The sequence below is a fragment of the Polynucleobacter sp. MWH-UH2A genome (assembly GCF_018687195.1).
Taxonomy (GTDB): domain Bacteria; phylum Pseudomonadota; class Gammaproteobacteria; order Burkholderiales; family Burkholderiaceae; genus Polynucleobacter.
This window is the reverse complement of record NZ_CP061321.1, coordinates 1,905,662-1,920,784: the sequence shown is the minus strand read 5'-3', so window position 1 is coordinate 1,920,784 and position 15,123 is coordinate 1,905,662. Positions and strand designations below refer to the sequence as shown.

Annotated in this window: 18 protein-coding genes; 15 read left to right on the top strand and 3 right to left on the bottom strand. The window is 44.8% G+C overall.

Going from position 1 to position 15,123, the window contains the following annotated elements; translation table 11 throughout:
• The first annotated feature begins 5 nt into the window (after nucleotides 1-5).
• The 7 genes from IC571_RS09940 (at nucleotide 6) to IC571_RS09910 (ending at nucleotide 4,751) form a co-directional block, all read left to right on the top strand.
• A complete protein-coding gene (locus IC571_RS09940) occupies nucleotides 6-1,106 on the top strand; it encodes a VanZ family protein (protein ID WP_215316457.1) in 1,101 nt (366 codons plus the stop codon).
• 12 nt (nucleotides 1,107-1,118) lie between these two features.
• The gene (locus IC571_RS09935) at nucleotides 1,119-1,427 is read left to right on the top strand and encodes a ferredoxin (protein ID WP_215316456.1); all 309 of its coding nucleotides are present in this window, start codon (nucleotides 1,119-1,121) and stop codon (nucleotides 1,425-1,427) included.
• Nucleotides 1,428-1,464: 37 nt separating this feature from the next.
• The gene (locus IC571_RS09930; RefSeq protein WP_215316453.1) at nucleotides 1,465-2,181 is read left to right on the top strand and encodes an alpha/beta hydrolase; all 717 of its coding nucleotides are present in this window, start codon (nucleotides 1,465-1,467) and stop codon (nucleotides 2,179-2,181) included.
• Between the two features lie 36 nt (nucleotides 2,182-2,217).
• Nucleotides 2,218-2,484, top strand: coding sequence for a YbeD family protein (locus IC571_RS09925; protein WP_215316452.1), 267 nt, complete (start codon nucleotides 2,218-2,220; stop codon nucleotides 2,482-2,484).
• Between the two features lie 6 nt (nucleotides 2,485-2,490).
• On the top strand, nucleotides 2,491-3,147 hold the full coding sequence (gene lipB, locus IC571_RS09920; RefSeq protein WP_215316450.1) for a lipoyl(octanoyl) transferase LipB: 657 nt from the start codon (nucleotides 2,491-2,493) through the stop codon (nucleotides 3,145-3,147).
• A 16-nt stretch (nucleotides 3,148-3,163) separates the two neighbouring features.
• Nucleotides 3,164-4,168: a lipoyl synthase gene (lipA, locus tag IC571_RS09915; protein WP_215317901.1), complete on the top strand. Its 1,005-nt coding sequence runs from the start codon at nucleotides 3,164-3,166 to the stop codon at nucleotides 4,166-4,168.
• A gap of 79 nt (nucleotides 4,169-4,247) precedes the next feature.
• Entirely contained in the window at nucleotides 4,248-4,751 is a 504-nt protein-coding gene (locus IC571_RS09910; RefSeq protein WP_251373381.1) for a hypothetical protein, read from the top strand.
• A gap of 32 nt (nucleotides 4,752-4,783) precedes the next feature.
• Here the strand turns inward: IC571_RS09910 and IC571_RS09905 are convergent, their stop codons facing one another.
• A complete protein-coding gene (locus IC571_RS09905) occupies nucleotides 4,784-5,041 on the bottom strand; it encodes an accessory factor UbiK family protein (protein ID WP_215316447.1) in 258 nt (85 codons plus the stop codon).
• Between the two features lie 262 nt (nucleotides 5,042-5,303).
• Between IC571_RS09905 and IC571_RS09900 the strand changes: the two genes are divergently transcribed.
• The 8 genes from IC571_RS09900 to ptsP all read left to right on the top strand — a co-directional run bounded on the left by IC571_RS09900 (nucleotide 5,304) and on the right by ptsP (nucleotide 12,922).
• Nucleotides 5,304-6,227 carry a TorF family putative porin gene (locus IC571_RS09900; protein WP_215316445.1) on the top strand — a complete coding sequence of 308 codons (924 nt, stop codon included), beginning with the start codon at nucleotides 5,304-5,306 and terminating at the stop codon, nucleotides 6,225-6,227.
• Between the two features lie 25 nt (nucleotides 6,228-6,252).
• Nucleotides 6,253-6,591: a P-II family nitrogen regulator gene (locus tag IC571_RS09895; protein ID WP_011903792.1), complete on the top strand. Its 339-nt coding sequence runs from the start codon at nucleotides 6,253-6,255 to the stop codon at nucleotides 6,589-6,591.
• Between the two features lie 13 nt (nucleotides 6,592-6,604).
• The gene (locus IC571_RS09890; RefSeq protein WP_215316443.1) at nucleotides 6,605-8,086 is read left to right on the top strand and encodes an ammonium transporter; all 1,482 of its coding nucleotides are present in this window, start codon (nucleotides 6,605-6,607) and stop codon (nucleotides 8,084-8,086) included.
• Between the two features lie 103 nt (nucleotides 8,087-8,189).
• Nucleotides 8,190-9,488 (top strand): glutamate--cysteine ligase, encoded by a 1,299-nt coding sequence (gene gshA, locus IC571_RS09885; protein WP_215316441.1) that lies wholly within the window; start codon nucleotides 8,190-8,192, stop codon nucleotides 9,486-9,488.
• A gap of 26 nt (nucleotides 9,489-9,514) precedes the next feature.
• Nucleotides 9,515-10,456, top strand: coding sequence for a glutathione synthase (gene gshB, locus IC571_RS09880; protein ID WP_215316440.1), 942 nt, complete (start codon nucleotides 9,515-9,517; stop codon nucleotides 10,454-10,456).
• Between the two features lies 1 nt (nucleotide 10,457).
• A complete protein-coding gene (locus tag IC571_RS09875) occupies nucleotides 10,458-10,880 on the top strand; it encodes a PTS sugar transporter subunit IIA (protein WP_215316438.1) in 423 nt (140 codons plus the stop codon).
• 18 nt (nucleotides 10,881-10,898) lie between these two features.
• Nucleotides 10,899-11,168, top strand: coding sequence for an HPr family phosphocarrier protein (locus tag IC571_RS09870; RefSeq protein WP_215316436.1), 270 nt, complete (start codon nucleotides 10,899-10,901; stop codon nucleotides 11,166-11,168).
• A 2-nt stretch (nucleotides 11,169-11,170) separates the two neighbouring features.
• Nucleotides 11,171-12,922, top strand: a complete 1,752-nt coding sequence (gene ptsP / locus IC571_RS09865; protein ID WP_215316434.1) for a phosphoenolpyruvate--protein phosphotransferase — start codon at nucleotides 11,171-11,173, stop codon at nucleotides 12,920-12,922.
• Here ptsP and IC571_RS09860 read toward each other — a convergent pair.
• Nucleotides 12,919-13,677, bottom strand: a complete 759-nt coding sequence (locus tag IC571_RS09860; protein ID WP_215316432.1) for a HesA/MoeB/ThiF family protein — start codon at nucleotides 13,675-13,677, stop codon at nucleotides 12,919-12,921. The genes ptsP and IC571_RS09860 overlap by 4 nt on opposite strands.
• A gap of 12 nt (nucleotides 13,678-13,689) precedes the next feature.
• Nucleotides 13,690-15,123 (bottom strand): S41 family peptidase, encoded by a 1,434-nt coding sequence (locus tag IC571_RS09855; protein ID WP_215316431.1) that lies wholly within the window; start codon nucleotides 15,121-15,123, stop codon nucleotides 13,690-13,692.

The following is a 15,123-nucleotide window of genomic DNA, read 5'->3' as shown; positions in this document are numbered from 1 at the left end:
GTGGAATGCATGCAAAAGATCACCGCCCCCGGAAGTTGCTTTGGCCATTACAGGCAATGCCACTCGCACGTGCAATGAGTCTGATCTATGTCTTGTTGATTGTCTATATGAGCTTAAACCCATTTGATTTTGACTTTCATAATGGCATTAGCGCATATGCTTGGATTGATGCCCCGTTGCCTCGGTTTATTACGCTTTTCGATGTTTCAGTCAATATTCTGGCGTACATCCCTTTTGGATTTTTATTGGTTTTTGCTGCATATCCTCGTTGGCAAAATTTTGTGGCATTAGGTATAGCTATTGGCTTAAGTGCAGTGCTTGCGCTTACTGTGGAAACACTACAGTCATGGCTGCCAACACGCATCCCCAGTCTGATGGATTGGTGGGCCAATGTATTCGGATGTTTCTTAGGTGCGTTGTTAGCTATTCCTCTAGGCCCCCAGTGGTTATCGGGCAGCGCATTACGGCGAAGATTTGATCAGTGGTTTGGTCTGAATTGGGCTGTGTGTGCACTCTTCCTGCTTTTCCCGTGGTCGCAAATTTACCCTCAAAGCTCATGGCTAGGCGTTGGTGTCTGGGGGCATGTCATTTTTGGTTCAATTGATTGGGGCACTCTCGTAGTCAATCAAGTTGCGCAAGAGATGTTCATCACCGGCTTTTGTTGGCTTGGTGTAGCTTTGCTTCTTTCTTTAGGTATGCGTGCCAAAGCTCCGCAGTGGCAGATCTTAAATGGCTTACTCTGTTTCACAGTTGTTCTGAAGACCTTATTTACGGCCTTGCAATTTGGTGTTGAGTTCAGTTTTATTTGGCTGACTACGGGTGCATTTTGGGGAATGTTTTTATCAACTATCGCTCTACGCTGGGCCTTAGGCTTGCCTCAGAGGACTAAATGGTTTTTAGCAATCTCTTGTTTGATTGGCGTTACTGTCGTGATTAACATAATGCCCGATAATCCCTATTTCATTTTGACTTTAAGGCATTGGAATCAAGGACGGTTATTGCACTTTAATGAATTGATGCAGTGGGTTTCAGTGATATGGCTACCCATGGCTATTGTTTGGATGATTCGGAATGCGTTTCGTCCTCAACCACACTCCCAATACTAAATAAATTTACTTATGGCTTTTTCTCATCACTTATTTTTTTGTTTAAATCAACGTAGTAACGGTGAAGATTGCTGTGATCGTCATAATGCATTTGCTTTATTTGAGTATGCAAAAAATAGGGTCAAAGAATTAGGTCTTGCAGGCCCTGGAAAAATTCGGGTCAATAAAGCGGGCTGCTTAGACCGTTGCGCTGATGGTCCGGTAATGGTTGTGTATCCAGAGGGTATTTGGTATACCTTGATTGATCAAGAGGATGTAGAAGAGATCATTCAATCCCATTTAATTAAAGGCATCCCCGTTGCTCGTTTGCAACTTACCTAAGTTGCAATGATCATTTTTATTGTTGAAAGTATTTTGTATGAATAGTCGCACTAAATTAATTCAGATTGATGGAATTGTTGGTCCAATCGAAATGTCGATTGATCTCCCTGATGAGTTGAAGAGTGATCCAACCTTTCAAGTGCGCGGCCTTGCTTTAGTAGCTCATCCTCATCCGCTGATGGGTGGAACAATGGATAACAAGGTTGCCCAAACAATGGCCCGTTCATTCAACCAATTGGGCTATGTCAGCGTGCGCCCTAATTTTCGGGGTGTTGGTGGAACGGCTGGTGTGCATGATGATGGCGTTGGTGAGTTAGAAGATTTATTGCATGTCACTGAGTGGATGCAAACTCCATCTAGCTGGTCTCAGTTTGAAGCGACATCTAATCAGCCTTGGGTTAACTCGGCCAATACCTTACCTTTAGTAGTTTCTGGATTTTCATTTGGTAGCTTTGTTGGTAGCCATCTGGTTCAGCGATTGGCTGAGTTAGGTCGACCTGCTGAAAGATTGGTGATGGTGGGAAGTGCTGCGGGCAAATGGACCTTAGCGCAAGTTCCTGCTGACACCATCTTGATTCATGGTGAATTGGATGAAACGATTCCATTGATTGATGTGCTTGACTGGGCCCGCCCTCAAGAACTAACGGTTCAAGTAGTTCCTGGAGCTGATCATTTTTTCCATCGCAGATTACATTGCATTCGCAATATCATTACTGGTGCTTGGCTGGGAATGCCAGATCACCGCAAACAATAAAACCTAAAGAACAGAACAAGAACAAAGAACATCACTATGGCTGAAGAAAAATCGTTAATTGAATACCCTTCTTTATTCCCTATTAAGGTGATGGGAAAAAATATTCCTGAATATTTGCCAGCGATTGTGCACATTGCAAAACAGCTTGACCCGACCTTTGATGAAAGCAAGGTAGAGCAGCGACCTTCAAAAGATGGAAATTATTTAGGTATTACATTGCCAATTACTGCAACCAGTCGTGAGCAATTAGATGAGCTCTATCGCACGCTCTCTACCCATCCCCTCGTGAGCATAGTTCTTTAAAGCTTTATGAGGGTTTTAATTAAACATCTTGGAGTAGCTGATTACGCTAAAACGTATGAGGCAATGCAGGTGTTTACTAAAGAGCGTGCTGCAAATACTTCAGATGAGATCTGGGTGCTAGAGCACCCTCCAGTATTTACTTTGGGGTTGGCGGGTGACGCTGGCAATTTGCACTCACCAAGCAATCAGATTCCGATGGTTCAAGTAGACCGAGGTGGTGAGATTACCTATCATGGTCCAGGGCAGCTTGTGGTCTATCTATTGTTGGATTTAAAGCGCTTAGGAATCTACGTTAAAGAGTTGGTTTTTCGAATTGAGCAAGCATTAATTGATACTTTGTCAGACTTTGGGATCCAAGCAGAGAGAAAATCTGGCGCCCCTGGAATTTATGTTTCTGAACAGGGCGGAGTGCCTAACGAGTGGGTTGGGTCTAAGGTGGCCGCCCTTGGATTGAAAGTCTCTAAAAGTTGCTCCTATCATGGCCTGGCGCTAAATGTAGCCACCGATTTGGAGGCATTTGGACGTATCCACCCCTGTGGATATCAGGGCTTAAAGACGGTAGATATGCAAACCCTCGGGATCAAGGACAATATAGGCATGATTAGCCAAGTGCTTTTGAAGCATTTGCAAAAGCAGCTAATGTTAGATGGGCTAGAGAGCTAGATAACTCTGAATGACAATGAATAAATCCGATCCCAAGCAGACGATTGAAGAGCGTCAAGATCTTCAATACGATGCCACTCGAAAACAAAAATCGAGTGAGAAGACTGCTCGTATTCCGATCAAAATTGTTCCTCTTGAAGAGGTGCTAAAAAAACCTGATTGGATTCGGGTGAAAGCGGCCTCTGGAAATTCTCGATTTGCTGAAATCAAAAAGATTCTTCGTGAAAACGAACTGGTGACTGTTTGCGAAGAGGCAAGCTGTCCAAATATCGGTGAATGTTTTGGTAAAGGAACTGCGACATTCATGATCATGGGTGATAAGTGCACAAGGCGTTGCCCGTTTTGCGATGTAGGCCATGGAAGACCTGATCCGCTTGATCAAAAAGAGCCCGCCAATTTGGCTCGCACTATTGCAGCCTTAAAACTGAACTACGTAGTTATTACTAGCGTCGACCGCGATGATCTGCGTGACGGTGGCGCTATGCATTACGTAGACTGCATTACGCAGTCTCGTGAACTTTCGCCATCCACTCGCATAGAGGTGTTGGTGCCAGATTTCCGTGGGCGCCTAGACAAGGCATTGGATATTTTTGCCGAGCATGCCCCCAGCGGTTTACCGGATGTGATGAATCACAATTTAGAAACAGTCCCGCGTTTGTATAAACAGGCTCGTCCAGGCGCAGACTATTTGCATTCTTTAAAGTTATTGAAAGAGTTCAAAGAGCGCTTTCCACATATTCCAACTAAGAGTGGATTGATGGTCGGACTTGGTGAGACTGATGAAGAAATACTGGAAGTCATGCGTGATATGCGCGAGCACAACATTGATATGTTGACCATTGGACAATATCTTGCACCTTCAGGTCATCACTTACCCGTGACACGCTATGTACATCCAGATGTATTCAAGATGTTTGAAGAAAAAGCTTATGAAATGGGCTTTTCTCATGCGGCAGTAGGTGCTATGGTGCGCTCCAGCTATCACGCTGATCAGCAGGCACATGGAGCGGGTGTTGTCTAAAGGCCTTGTTCGGCCTTGCCTGCTGGCAACCTTTTTTCTCCTATTAGTTGCTTGTAGCCCAAAGCTCAATTGGCGAACAGTGCAATCACCGGAACAAAGATATACAGCCTTATTTCCTGGTAAACCAGATAAGTTAGAGCGTCAGATTCCATTTGGCGATCAAGAGTTTCATCAGGCCCTAGAGGCTGTCAAGATTGATGACGATATTTACTCCATCAGCACTATTGAAATACCAGCACAACAAGCCGATTCTGATTCGATCAAGAAAATTACTGCGCAGTTGCAAAGTAATTTGTTAGATAGGGCGAAAGCTTCTGGTGGATCTGTTGCTACTGAAGTAGCCAATTTTCAAAATAGTCAACATCAACGTATTGCAACAACCGACTATTACATTGTCTTTAATCAACCCAGCAAAGCTCAGCAAGCTATGCGAGTTCGGTGGATTACTCGAACAGGTGAGAATAAGAGTGTGTGGGTATATCAAATATCGGTGTTGCACTCTAATGCAAATACCAATGATGCAAAAGCGCTTTTATCTAAAGAAGAATACGCAAACTTTTTTAATGAATTTGTTCTAGAGTAAAAATTCTGGAACAAAGAAATTACCGAGAGAAATTATTTCCCTTGCTCAAGGGCAGCTACTTTTGCTTCAAGCACTTCTAATTTTTCTCTAGTTTTTGCAAGAACCTTGGTTTGCAATTCAAATTCTTCGCGAGTAACCAAATCCATCTTTTGGAAGCCTTGGTTCATCATGGCTCGTACATTTTTTTCGATCTCTTGTGCTGGTGAATTGCGAATAGCCTCACCTACTTTGTTTTGCATGTCGTTGGCAATGCGCTGAATTTGCTCGAGGATTTCGCCAGGTTTTTGCATGATGGGTTCTTTATTGGGATTAGTGGTTGCGTAAAACACACAGATTGATATTTTAATTTGAGGCACCAAAAATGGGGAAAAACGTTAAAAAAGCCTAAAAACTGAAGAAATTCACATAATAGGTGCAATATAAAGCACCAAAAAAGTGCATTGGCATTAATAAGGGGAATGACTGGGAATTCAAAAGGGGTCAGCCCCTCATCATCACCACATGCAATAAGCATTAATCCCTTTTTTGAATACAAACAGTAAGGAGTAATACATGAAAACTTTACACAAGAGAGCAATTTCTGCAGCAGCAGTTGCGTTGCTATCAGGTTTGGCGTGTTCTTCAGCATTCGCTGCTGATACACCAACCGATCCAGAAGATGCTGGTAGTCCCATCGCTGCAAACGTAACAATCGTTAACGACTATCGGTATCGTGGTATCAGCCAATCAAACTTTAAGCCAGCGATTCAAGGTGGCTTTGATTACGCTCATGAGAGCGGTTTCTACATTGGCAACTGGAACAGCTCGATTAGCTGGATCAGTGACTACTATGGACCAAGTGGCGGCTGGAACGGCAAAGGAAATTCTTCTTCGGCTGGTGTATCTTCTCAGATCGAAATGGATTTTTATGCGGGCTTTAAGAAAGAATTTTTAGGGGAAGGGTTCGCATCTGATTTCGGTGTTCTACAGTACTACTACCCAACATCTGGAATTCCTAACACAAGTGGTTACACCGCTAATCCGAATACAACAGAAATTTATGCAGCGCAAAACTTTGTGTTTGGCCCAATTACTGGATTCGCTAAAGTGTCCTATGCTGTCTCAACGTTATTTGGAACAGTAAATTCAACTGGATCTTATTACCCTGATTTGACTTTGAATTACGATACTGGCGTATGGGGTCTGACGCTTAATGGCCACGTAGGCTACCAATATGTTGCTGGTAATGTGAAAAATAGCTCACCTAACAACTGGGTAAACAACACAGTGCCAAATGGAACTTCAAATAGCTCCCTTTACTCCTACACAGACTGGAAACTTGGCGTAACAAAAGACTTCGGTGGTGGCTTATCAGGCGCTCTAGCATACGTTGGTACAAATGCTCCAACGTATAAAGGTGCTTACTCCTACACAAGCCCCTCAGGCAAGAACTTGGGTCAAGCCGGCGGCTTAATTTCCTTAACCAAGACTTTCTAATTTCCACCTCTGAACGGAGATACACATGAAATTAATTACCGCAATCATCAAGCCCTTCAAGCTTGACGAAGTGCGCGAAGCTCTCTCGGAAGTGGGAGTTTCGGGCATTACCGTCACTGAAGTTAAAGGCTTTGGTCGTCAAAAAGGTCACACCGAGTTGTATCGCGGTGCTGAGTATGTTGTAGATTTTTTACCTAAGGTAAAAATTGAAGCTGCTGTTGAAGATGGCATCTTGGAGCGTGCGATTGAAGCAATTGAAAAATCTGCACGTACTGGCAAGATTGGTGATGGCAAGATTTTTGTCTCTCCAGTTGAGCACGTCATTCGTATTCGTACCGGTGAAACCGGCGCGTCGGCACTTTAAAGAGAGGTTCAAAATGTTAACTTGGATGAAACGACTTGTTGCTGGCGGTGCGATGGCCTTGGCCATTGGCGCTACTGGCGTAATGGTGACTTCGCCAGCCCATGCTGATGAAGTTAAAAAGCCAGCAGTAACTGCACCTGCCGCAACTCCAGCTGCAGAACCTGCGCCCGTGCTTTGTTCTGAGAAGTGTAATAAGGCTGATACAGCATGGATGATGGTATCCACTGCATTGGTGTTATTGATGACACTTCCAGGCTTGGCTTTGTTCTACGGTGGCTTAACTCGTAGCAAAAATATCCTCTCCATTTGCATGCAATGCTTCATGGTCTTCTCTTTGATTACAGTGCTCTGGTCTATTTATGGCTATAGCTTTGCATTTACAGAAGGTGGGGCATTTTTAGGTGGACTTGATCGCCTGTTCTTGGGTGGCATGAATCCAGATTCAGTAGCAGCAACCTTTAGTAAGGGTGTTGTGATTCCTGAATATGTATTTATGGCTTTCCAAGCAGTGTTTGCAACGATTACATGCTGCTTGATCATTGGTTCTTTTGCAGAACGCGCTAAGTTTTCTGCAATCCTAGTGTTCATGATCATTTGGTTCACATTCAGCTACTTGCCTATCGCTCACATGGTTTGGTTCTGGCCTGGTCCAGATGACATTAAAGATGCTGCTTCTCTCGAGGCTATTACAGCCCGTGCTGGTTGGTTGTGGCAGAAAGGTGTTCTCGACTTTGCTGGCGGTACCGTTGTTCACATCAATGCCGCGATCGCTGGTTTGGTGGGTTCGTTTGTGATCGGCAAACGTATTGGTTACGGTAAAGAAGCAATGAAACCACATAACCTTGTTTATGTAATGACTGGTGCTGCACTCTTGTGGTTCGGTTGGTTTGGTTTCAATGCAGGTTCTGCACTTGAAGCAAACGGTAGCGCTGCATTGGCATTCGTAAATACTTACTTGGCAACCGCTGCTGCTGTATTGGGCTGGTCTGTTGCTGAATGGGTTCTCAAAGGTAAGCCTTCCATGTTGGGCGCTGCATCTGGTTGCGTAGCAGGTCTAGTAGCGATTACTCCTGCAGCTGGTTTTGCTGGTCCAATGGGCTCAATCGTTATTGGCTTAATCGCTGGCGTAGTTTGCCTTTGGGGTGTTACTGGTCTCAAGAAAATCTTGGGCTCTGATGACAGCTTGGACGTTTTTGGTGTTCACGGCGTAGGCGGTATCACTGGTGCTTTATTGACCGGCGTATTTGCTGACCCTGCTTTGGGTGGCTCAGGCATTTGGGATTACGTAGCAAATGCTGTTGCTCCTGATTACTCAATCGCTAGCCAATTATGGATTCAGGCACAAGGCGTAATTACTACTGTGATTTGGTCTGGCGTAGTTTCTTACATCGCTTTCAAATTGATCGATATCGTGATCGGTTTGCGTGTGAAGGAAGAAGAAGAGCGCGAAGGCTTGGATATCAGCTCACATGGTGAGTCTGCCTACGAGTCTTAATCTGTTTTACCCCTCGCCGGACGGCTTTTAAGGGCTGTTCGGTACTTTAAGCGCGGGATCCTAGGATCCCGCGTCTTTCTTTTAAAAATCTTACAATGGTGGAATGGTTCCACATCTCATTACTGCCCTAAGTGGCCCTTTACTCGAACTCGAGTCAAAGGTGCTTGAAGCAACCCCAACCATTGAGCGCTGGTTCAGGCTTGAGTGGCAAGAGCACACGCCGCCATTCTATTGTTCGGTTGATTTACGAAATTCAGGTTTCAAGCTCGCCCCAGTTGATACCAATTTGTTTCCTGGAGGATTCAATAACCTCTCTCCGCAAATGTTGCCTTTAGCAGTTCAGGCTGCAATGGCTGCGATCGAGAAGATTTGTCCAGAAGCAAAAAATTTATTGTTGATACCTGAGCGTCATACTCGTAATACTTTCTATTTACAGAATATTGCTCGCCTGTCTTCAATTCTGCGTCAAGCAGGATTGAATGTTCGCTTAGGAACTTTTTCTGAAGAGATTAAGAAGCCAACCTGGATTGAATTACCAGATGGCAATCGACTTCTTATGGAACCTTTATCGCGTTTGGGTTTGAAGAAACAACGCTTGGGTTTGAAGGACTTTGATCCTTGTTCTATTTTATTGAACAATGACTTGTCTGCTGGTATTCCACCTATTTTGGAGAACATATACGAGCAATATTTATTGCCAGGTCTGCATGCTGGATGGCATGTACGTCGTAAGTCTAATCACTTTGCCGCGTATGAAGAAGTGGCGAAGAAGTTTGCAAAAGTAGTTGATATTGATCCGTGGATGATTAATCCGTACTTTACAAGTTGCTCAAATATTAATTTTCATGAGCGTAAAGGTGAGGATGAGCTTCAAGCCGCAGTAGAGCAGGTGCTCAAAAAGACTGCAAAGAAATATCGTGAATACGGAATTAAAGATAAGCCTTATGTTGTGGTGAAGGCTGATGCTGGTACCTACGGTATGGGCGTGATGGTGGTGAATGATCCGGCACAACTCAAAGGCTTGAACCGCAAAGACCGAAACAAGATGAGCGTTGTAAAAGAAGGTCTTGAAGTTAGCGATGTATTGATTCAGGAGGGGGTTTATACCTTTGAGAAAGTCAATGAAGCTGTCGCCGAGCCGGTTGTTTATATGATTGATCGATATGTGATTGGCGGTTTCTATCGCGTTCACACTGATCGTGGCCCTGATGAAAATCTCAATGCGCCAGGCATGCATTTTGTTCCGCTTGCATTTGAGCAAAACTCGATGCCAGACCTAGCCGCTAAACCGGGCAGTGCGGCCCCCAATCGATTCTATCTATACGGTGTTGTTGCTCGATTGGCTTTGTTGGCTGCCTCACTCGAATTAGAGAGAACCGATCCCGATATGGAAGTGGCATAAGTCCTGCTCTGAGGGCTACAGAAAATATGGATCTTTTATTTATTGCCGACCCCCTAGAATCTTTCAAGATTAAAAAAGATTCCACTTTGGCAATGATGCGTGTGGCTCAAGAGGCGGGGCATCATTTATGGTTTTGCCAAAGTCGCAATATCTTATGGAAAGATAATTTAATTGTTGCAGATTGTCAGAGCTTGCAGATTAAGCCTGCCTCGACATCCTGGTTTGAATTGGGTGCGCTCGAATCACGTTCTCTAAATACTTTCTCAGCAGTGCTCATGAGAACAGATCCTCCATTTGATATTGAGTATCTCAACACCACTTGGTTGCTTTCTGCCGCGGAAAGACAAGGCGCAAAAGTTTTTAATAATCCAAGTGCCGTTCGTGACCATTCTGAAAAACTTTCCATTACTGAGTTCCCTGAACTAATTCCCCCAACATTAGTCACTCGCGAGTTAAGAGCGGTTGAAGAGTTTCATCGGCAACATCGTGACATCGTCATTAAGCCTCTTGATGGTATGGGTGGGATGGGTGTATTTAGGGTGGGCGCTGATGGTTTAAATTTAGCTAGCATCGTAGAAACTCTGGGTGAGAACGGTGCAAGAACATTAATGGTTCAGCGTTTTCTGCCGGAGATTGCCCAAGGCGATAAGCGTGTATTGCTAATTGGTGGGGAGGTAGTGCCATTTGCTTTAGCCCGCATCCCTCAGGGTTCCGAAATTCGGGGCAATTTGGCTGCTGGCGGTAAAGGTGTTGCAATGCCATTAACGGATGCTGAAAAGCAGGTTGCAGAGAAGTTAGCTCCTATTTTGAATCAACGAGGTTTATTCTTAGTGGGATTGGATTTGATCGGCGGTCGTCTTACTGAAATTAATGTGACTAGTCCGACCTGTTTTGTTGAAATAACAGATCAAACCCAGTTTGATGTACCCCAATTTTGGTTAAAGGCGCTTGAAAGGGCGGTGTCATAACATGGCAGGAATCGTAATTGTTGCGCATACCCCGGTAGCTAGCGCAATGCTAGGATTTGTTGAGCATACATTTGGCGCATTACCTGAACGAATTCGAGCCGTGGATATTCCACCTCACGAAGATATTAAAGCCAGTTTCGATCGTGTTCTAAAAGCTGCTTACGGCGTGAATTCGGGTAACGGCATTCTGATTTTGACGGATGTGATGGGTGCGACACCTGCAAACGTGGCTTCTAAGTTAGAGGGTTTGGGTCCGCTATCAGGCCTGAATACCCCCGTCATTGTTTTAGCGGGTTTAAATCTGCCGATGTTGATGCGTTGTATTTCACATCGCACCGAGGATCTTGAAGAGTTGGCCAAAAAGGCTTTAGCTGGTGGTCAGAATGGCATTTTGCGCTTAGGTGCAAAAGTAAGCCAAGTGTAAATAGGAGAGAAGCGGAATATGCCTGTTGCTGAAATTGAGATTATCAACAAATTGGGTTTGCATGCAAGGGCTTCAGCCAAGCTCTCGCAGTTAGCTGCGCAGTTTCCTTGTGAAATATTGTTGTCACGTAACGGGCGTCAAATTAATGCAAAGAGCATTATGGGCGTGATGATGTTGGCAGCGGGTATTGGTAGCACGGTTACGTTGGAGACTGTTGGCGAGAAGGCGGATGAGGCTATGGAAGCTCTCACAGCATTAATTAATGATCGCTTTGGAGAAGGCGAATAAGCATGACATTTGCATTGCACGGAATTCCAGTATCAAAAGGCATTGCGATTGGCAAGGCCGTACTGATTTCGCGCGCGGCATTAGAAGTAAGTCATTATTTAGTTGAGCCGGGTAAAGAAGAGACTGAGGCCAAAAAATTATTAGATGCGTTTGATCAAGTGCGTTTGGAGTTGGATCAATTGCGTCAAGGATTGCCCAAGGATGCTCCGCAGGAGATGGCGGCATTTTTAGATGTACATGGCATGATCTTGGTCGATCCCGCTCTTGCAGAAAAGCCGCTTAAATTGATTCGTACCCAGCGACTCAATGCTGCTTGGGCCTTGACTACGGAGCTCAACGATCTGTTAGAACAGTTTGCGGAAATTGAGGATCCCTATTTAAAAGAGCGCGCGAATGATATTCGTCAAGTTGCAGAGCGCGTCATTAAGGCGATTAATTCACAAAAAGATACTCTGGAAACTGAGTTCTTGCCATCGAGCGATGTAGGTGTCGAGTCCATCATTGTTGCCCATGATATTGCTCCGCATGACATGTTGCGCTTCAAAGATCATGCATTTACTGGTTTCGTAACAGATCTTGGTGGAAAAACTTCTCACACTGCGATTGTTGCGCGAAGCATGGAGATTCCAGCGGTAGTTGGTGTACGACATGCTAGCGAAATGATTCGTCATGGTGACTGGCTCATTTTGGATGGCGAGCAAGGTATGGTCGTTGTTGCTCCTGATGAGCAATTATTGGCCGAATATCGCAAGCTACAAACACAGGCTGCAAAAGATGCGCGAAAACTTCAACAGTTAAAACACGCAAAAACGGAAACTTTAGATCGTGTTGATATTGAGCTTTTTGCCAATATTGAGTTACCTGAAGATGCTATACAAGCAGTGAAGTTAGGCGCAGTTGGTGTTGGCCTATTCCGTTCTGAGTTTTTATTCATGGATCGCAAGCAAGCCTTGCCGGATGAAGAACAGCAATACCAGGAATACCGTCGGGTCATTGACTTGATGCATGGCTTGCCAGTTAACATTCGAACGATTGACGTTGGTGCTGATAAGGCATTAGGCATGGGTGGAGCCGAAGTTTCGCAAACTGGCACATCACCATTGGGTTTGCGAGCAATTCGTTGGTCCTTAACTGAGCCAGAAATTTTTCTCACTCAGCTAAGAGCAATATTGCGAGCATCTGCCCACGGTCAAGCACGCATCATGATTCCAATGCTTGCTCATGCAAAAGAAATTGATGAAACATTTCGCTTGATTGAAAAAGCGAAACAGCAGTTGCTACAGCGTGGGCAGTCATTTAATCCCAATATTCAAGTGGGCGCGATGATTGAAATTCCTGCGGCTGCACTAGTACTTCCTTTATTTATTGACCGATTTGATTTTTTATCAATCGGCACTAATGACTTAATTCAGTACACCCTGGCGATTGATCGTGCAGATCATGCAGTGGCGCATCTATACGATCCATTGCATCCTGCAATTCTCAATTTAATTGCCAACATCATTGAGCAAGCAAAGCGTGCGGGTGTGCCAGTGGCAGTCTGTGGCGAGATGGCGGGCGATCCCAGCTTAACGAAGTTGTTGCTTGCGATGGGCTTAACTGATTTTTCAATGCACTTCAGTCAGCTGTTGTTAGTGAAGCGGGAAATTCTGCAGGCTAATGCGGGCATCTTAAAGGCTCGCTTCCCACGCGTTCTAAAAGCTTACGAGCCTGAGGCTCAAGCAAAAGCCTTGGAGCGTTTGTTCTCCTCTTAACTAGAGTGATGTTTTCCGCAAACTGGGCAGTCAGGGTTGCGGGCTATTTTGATTTGATCTACTTGTGTGGTGCGAGCATTCCAAAGCAACATACGCCCGACTAGCGACTCACCAAAACCAATGATGACCTGAAGTGCTTGCGCAGCTTGAATGGTGCCAATGATGCCAACGAGCGGAGAAAAAATGCCCATGCTAGAGCAACTAACTTCTTCGAAGTTTTCATCGGGGGAGAAGATACAAGCATAGCAAGGGGAGGCTTCAATTCGAGGATTAAATACGGAAACTTGCCCATCAAAGCGCAGTGCAGAGCCTGAAACTAGTGGTGTTTGATGTTGAACGCAGGATGCATTGATGAGCTGCCTAGTTTTAAAGTTGTCAGTGCAATCTAAAACAACATCAACTGTAGGTAAAAGTTTAGCTAGAAGAGTGGCGGTAATTTTCTCTTGAATGCTATCAACTTGAATGCTTGAGTTCAGTTGAGCTAAAAAATTCTCACCTGAGCCTACTTTGCTTTTGCCAACCATCTGTTCGGTATGCATGATTTGTCGTTGGAGATTGGTTAGCTCCACTACATCATGATCAACGAGCGTGATTTTGCCAATGCCCGCAGCCGCCAAGTAGGGTGCAGCTGCGCTACCTAGACCCCCGGCGCCAATGATTAAGGCATGGCTGCGTAATAACTTTTCTTGACCCTCAACATCGATATCCTCAAGCAATAAATGTCTTGAGTAGCGAAGTAACTGCTCATCATTCATATTTTCTGAATGCTATTCAAGCTTAGATGACGAGCGTTTAACGGGTTGACCATTAATAAATGCCACTGCTTGCGTTAGCATGAAATCGTCAGCGCTGCCCAATTCAACAGGCTTCTTGTTTTTATCCTTTTCTTTTTCCTCAGGAGTTTTCTTAGCATTCTTATCTTCAATGCGCTGAAGTTCCTGAAGACGTCGTTCTTCGCGATCTTTAATTAACTTATCTTCGGCAGATTGCTTATTGCGTAAGTGTTTTTCGCTATCAATCTCGCGCGTAGTCAACACATCATCAGGATCGCCATCTTTATTTTGATCAACTGGAATATCTGGTTTAATGCCAAACGCCTGAATAGACTTGCCACTTGGTGTGTAGTAATAGGCGGTTGTGATTTTGAGGGCCGAGTCATTTGTTAATGGACGAACAGTTTGTACAGAGCCTTTACCAAAAGTGGTTTTGCCAATAATGGTTGCCCGTTTGTAATCTTGTAAGGCACCGGCAACAATTTCAGAGGCTGATGCTGAATACGCATTGACGAGAACGACCATCGGCAATTTCTTGAAGATGGGAGGAACGCTTGCCAATGGATCACCTGGTTCACTGAGGCGGTACATTGCCGGAGTGGCGTTAAAGACCTGCTTGGAATCAGGGGCCTGACCCTTGGTAGAGACAATCACAGAGTCTGCAGGCAAGAATGCTGCGGCAACCCCAACGGCACCTTGTAATAGGCCGCCACCGTTATTGCGCAGATCCAAAATAATGCCCTTCAATTTTGGATCTTGATTGGCGAGATCGGTCAGCTTTTTAGCAAGATCTGGAACCGTACGTTCTTGAAAGCTAGTAATGCGAACCCAAGCGATGTCGTTGTCAAGAATTTTGGCTTTGACGGATTGCACTTTGATTTCAGCGCGAGTAATCGTTACTGGAAAGCTACGTTCCTCACTTTTGCGATAAACCGTTAAGGTGATTTTTGTACCAGGGGTACCACGCATAGTGCGCACTGCTTTATCAAGAGACATGCCACGAACAGGTTTGTCATCTAAGCGAGTGATTAAATCTCCCGCTTGCAAGCCTGCGCGTGCAGCTGGACTATCTTCAATTGGATTGAGTACTTTTACTACGCCATCTTCGGAAGTGATTTCAATTCCGAGTCCTGCGAATTTCCCAGAGGTTTGCTCTTGCATCTCTGCAAAGTCTTTTTTATCCAAGAAAGTGGAGTGTGGATCAAGACTGCTGACCATGCCTTTGACTGCATCTGTTAAGAGCTGCTTATCTTCAATAGGCTCTACGTATTCACGTTTGATTTGAGCAAACACATTAGAGAGTGTGCGCAGCTCATCTAAAGGCAGCTGTCCACCTTGTTGCGCAGTTGCGGATAGCTGAATGGTAGCGGCTACGCCGGCAATCAAACCAATGGCAATCAGTGCAAAGTTCTTCAGAAATTTACGCAT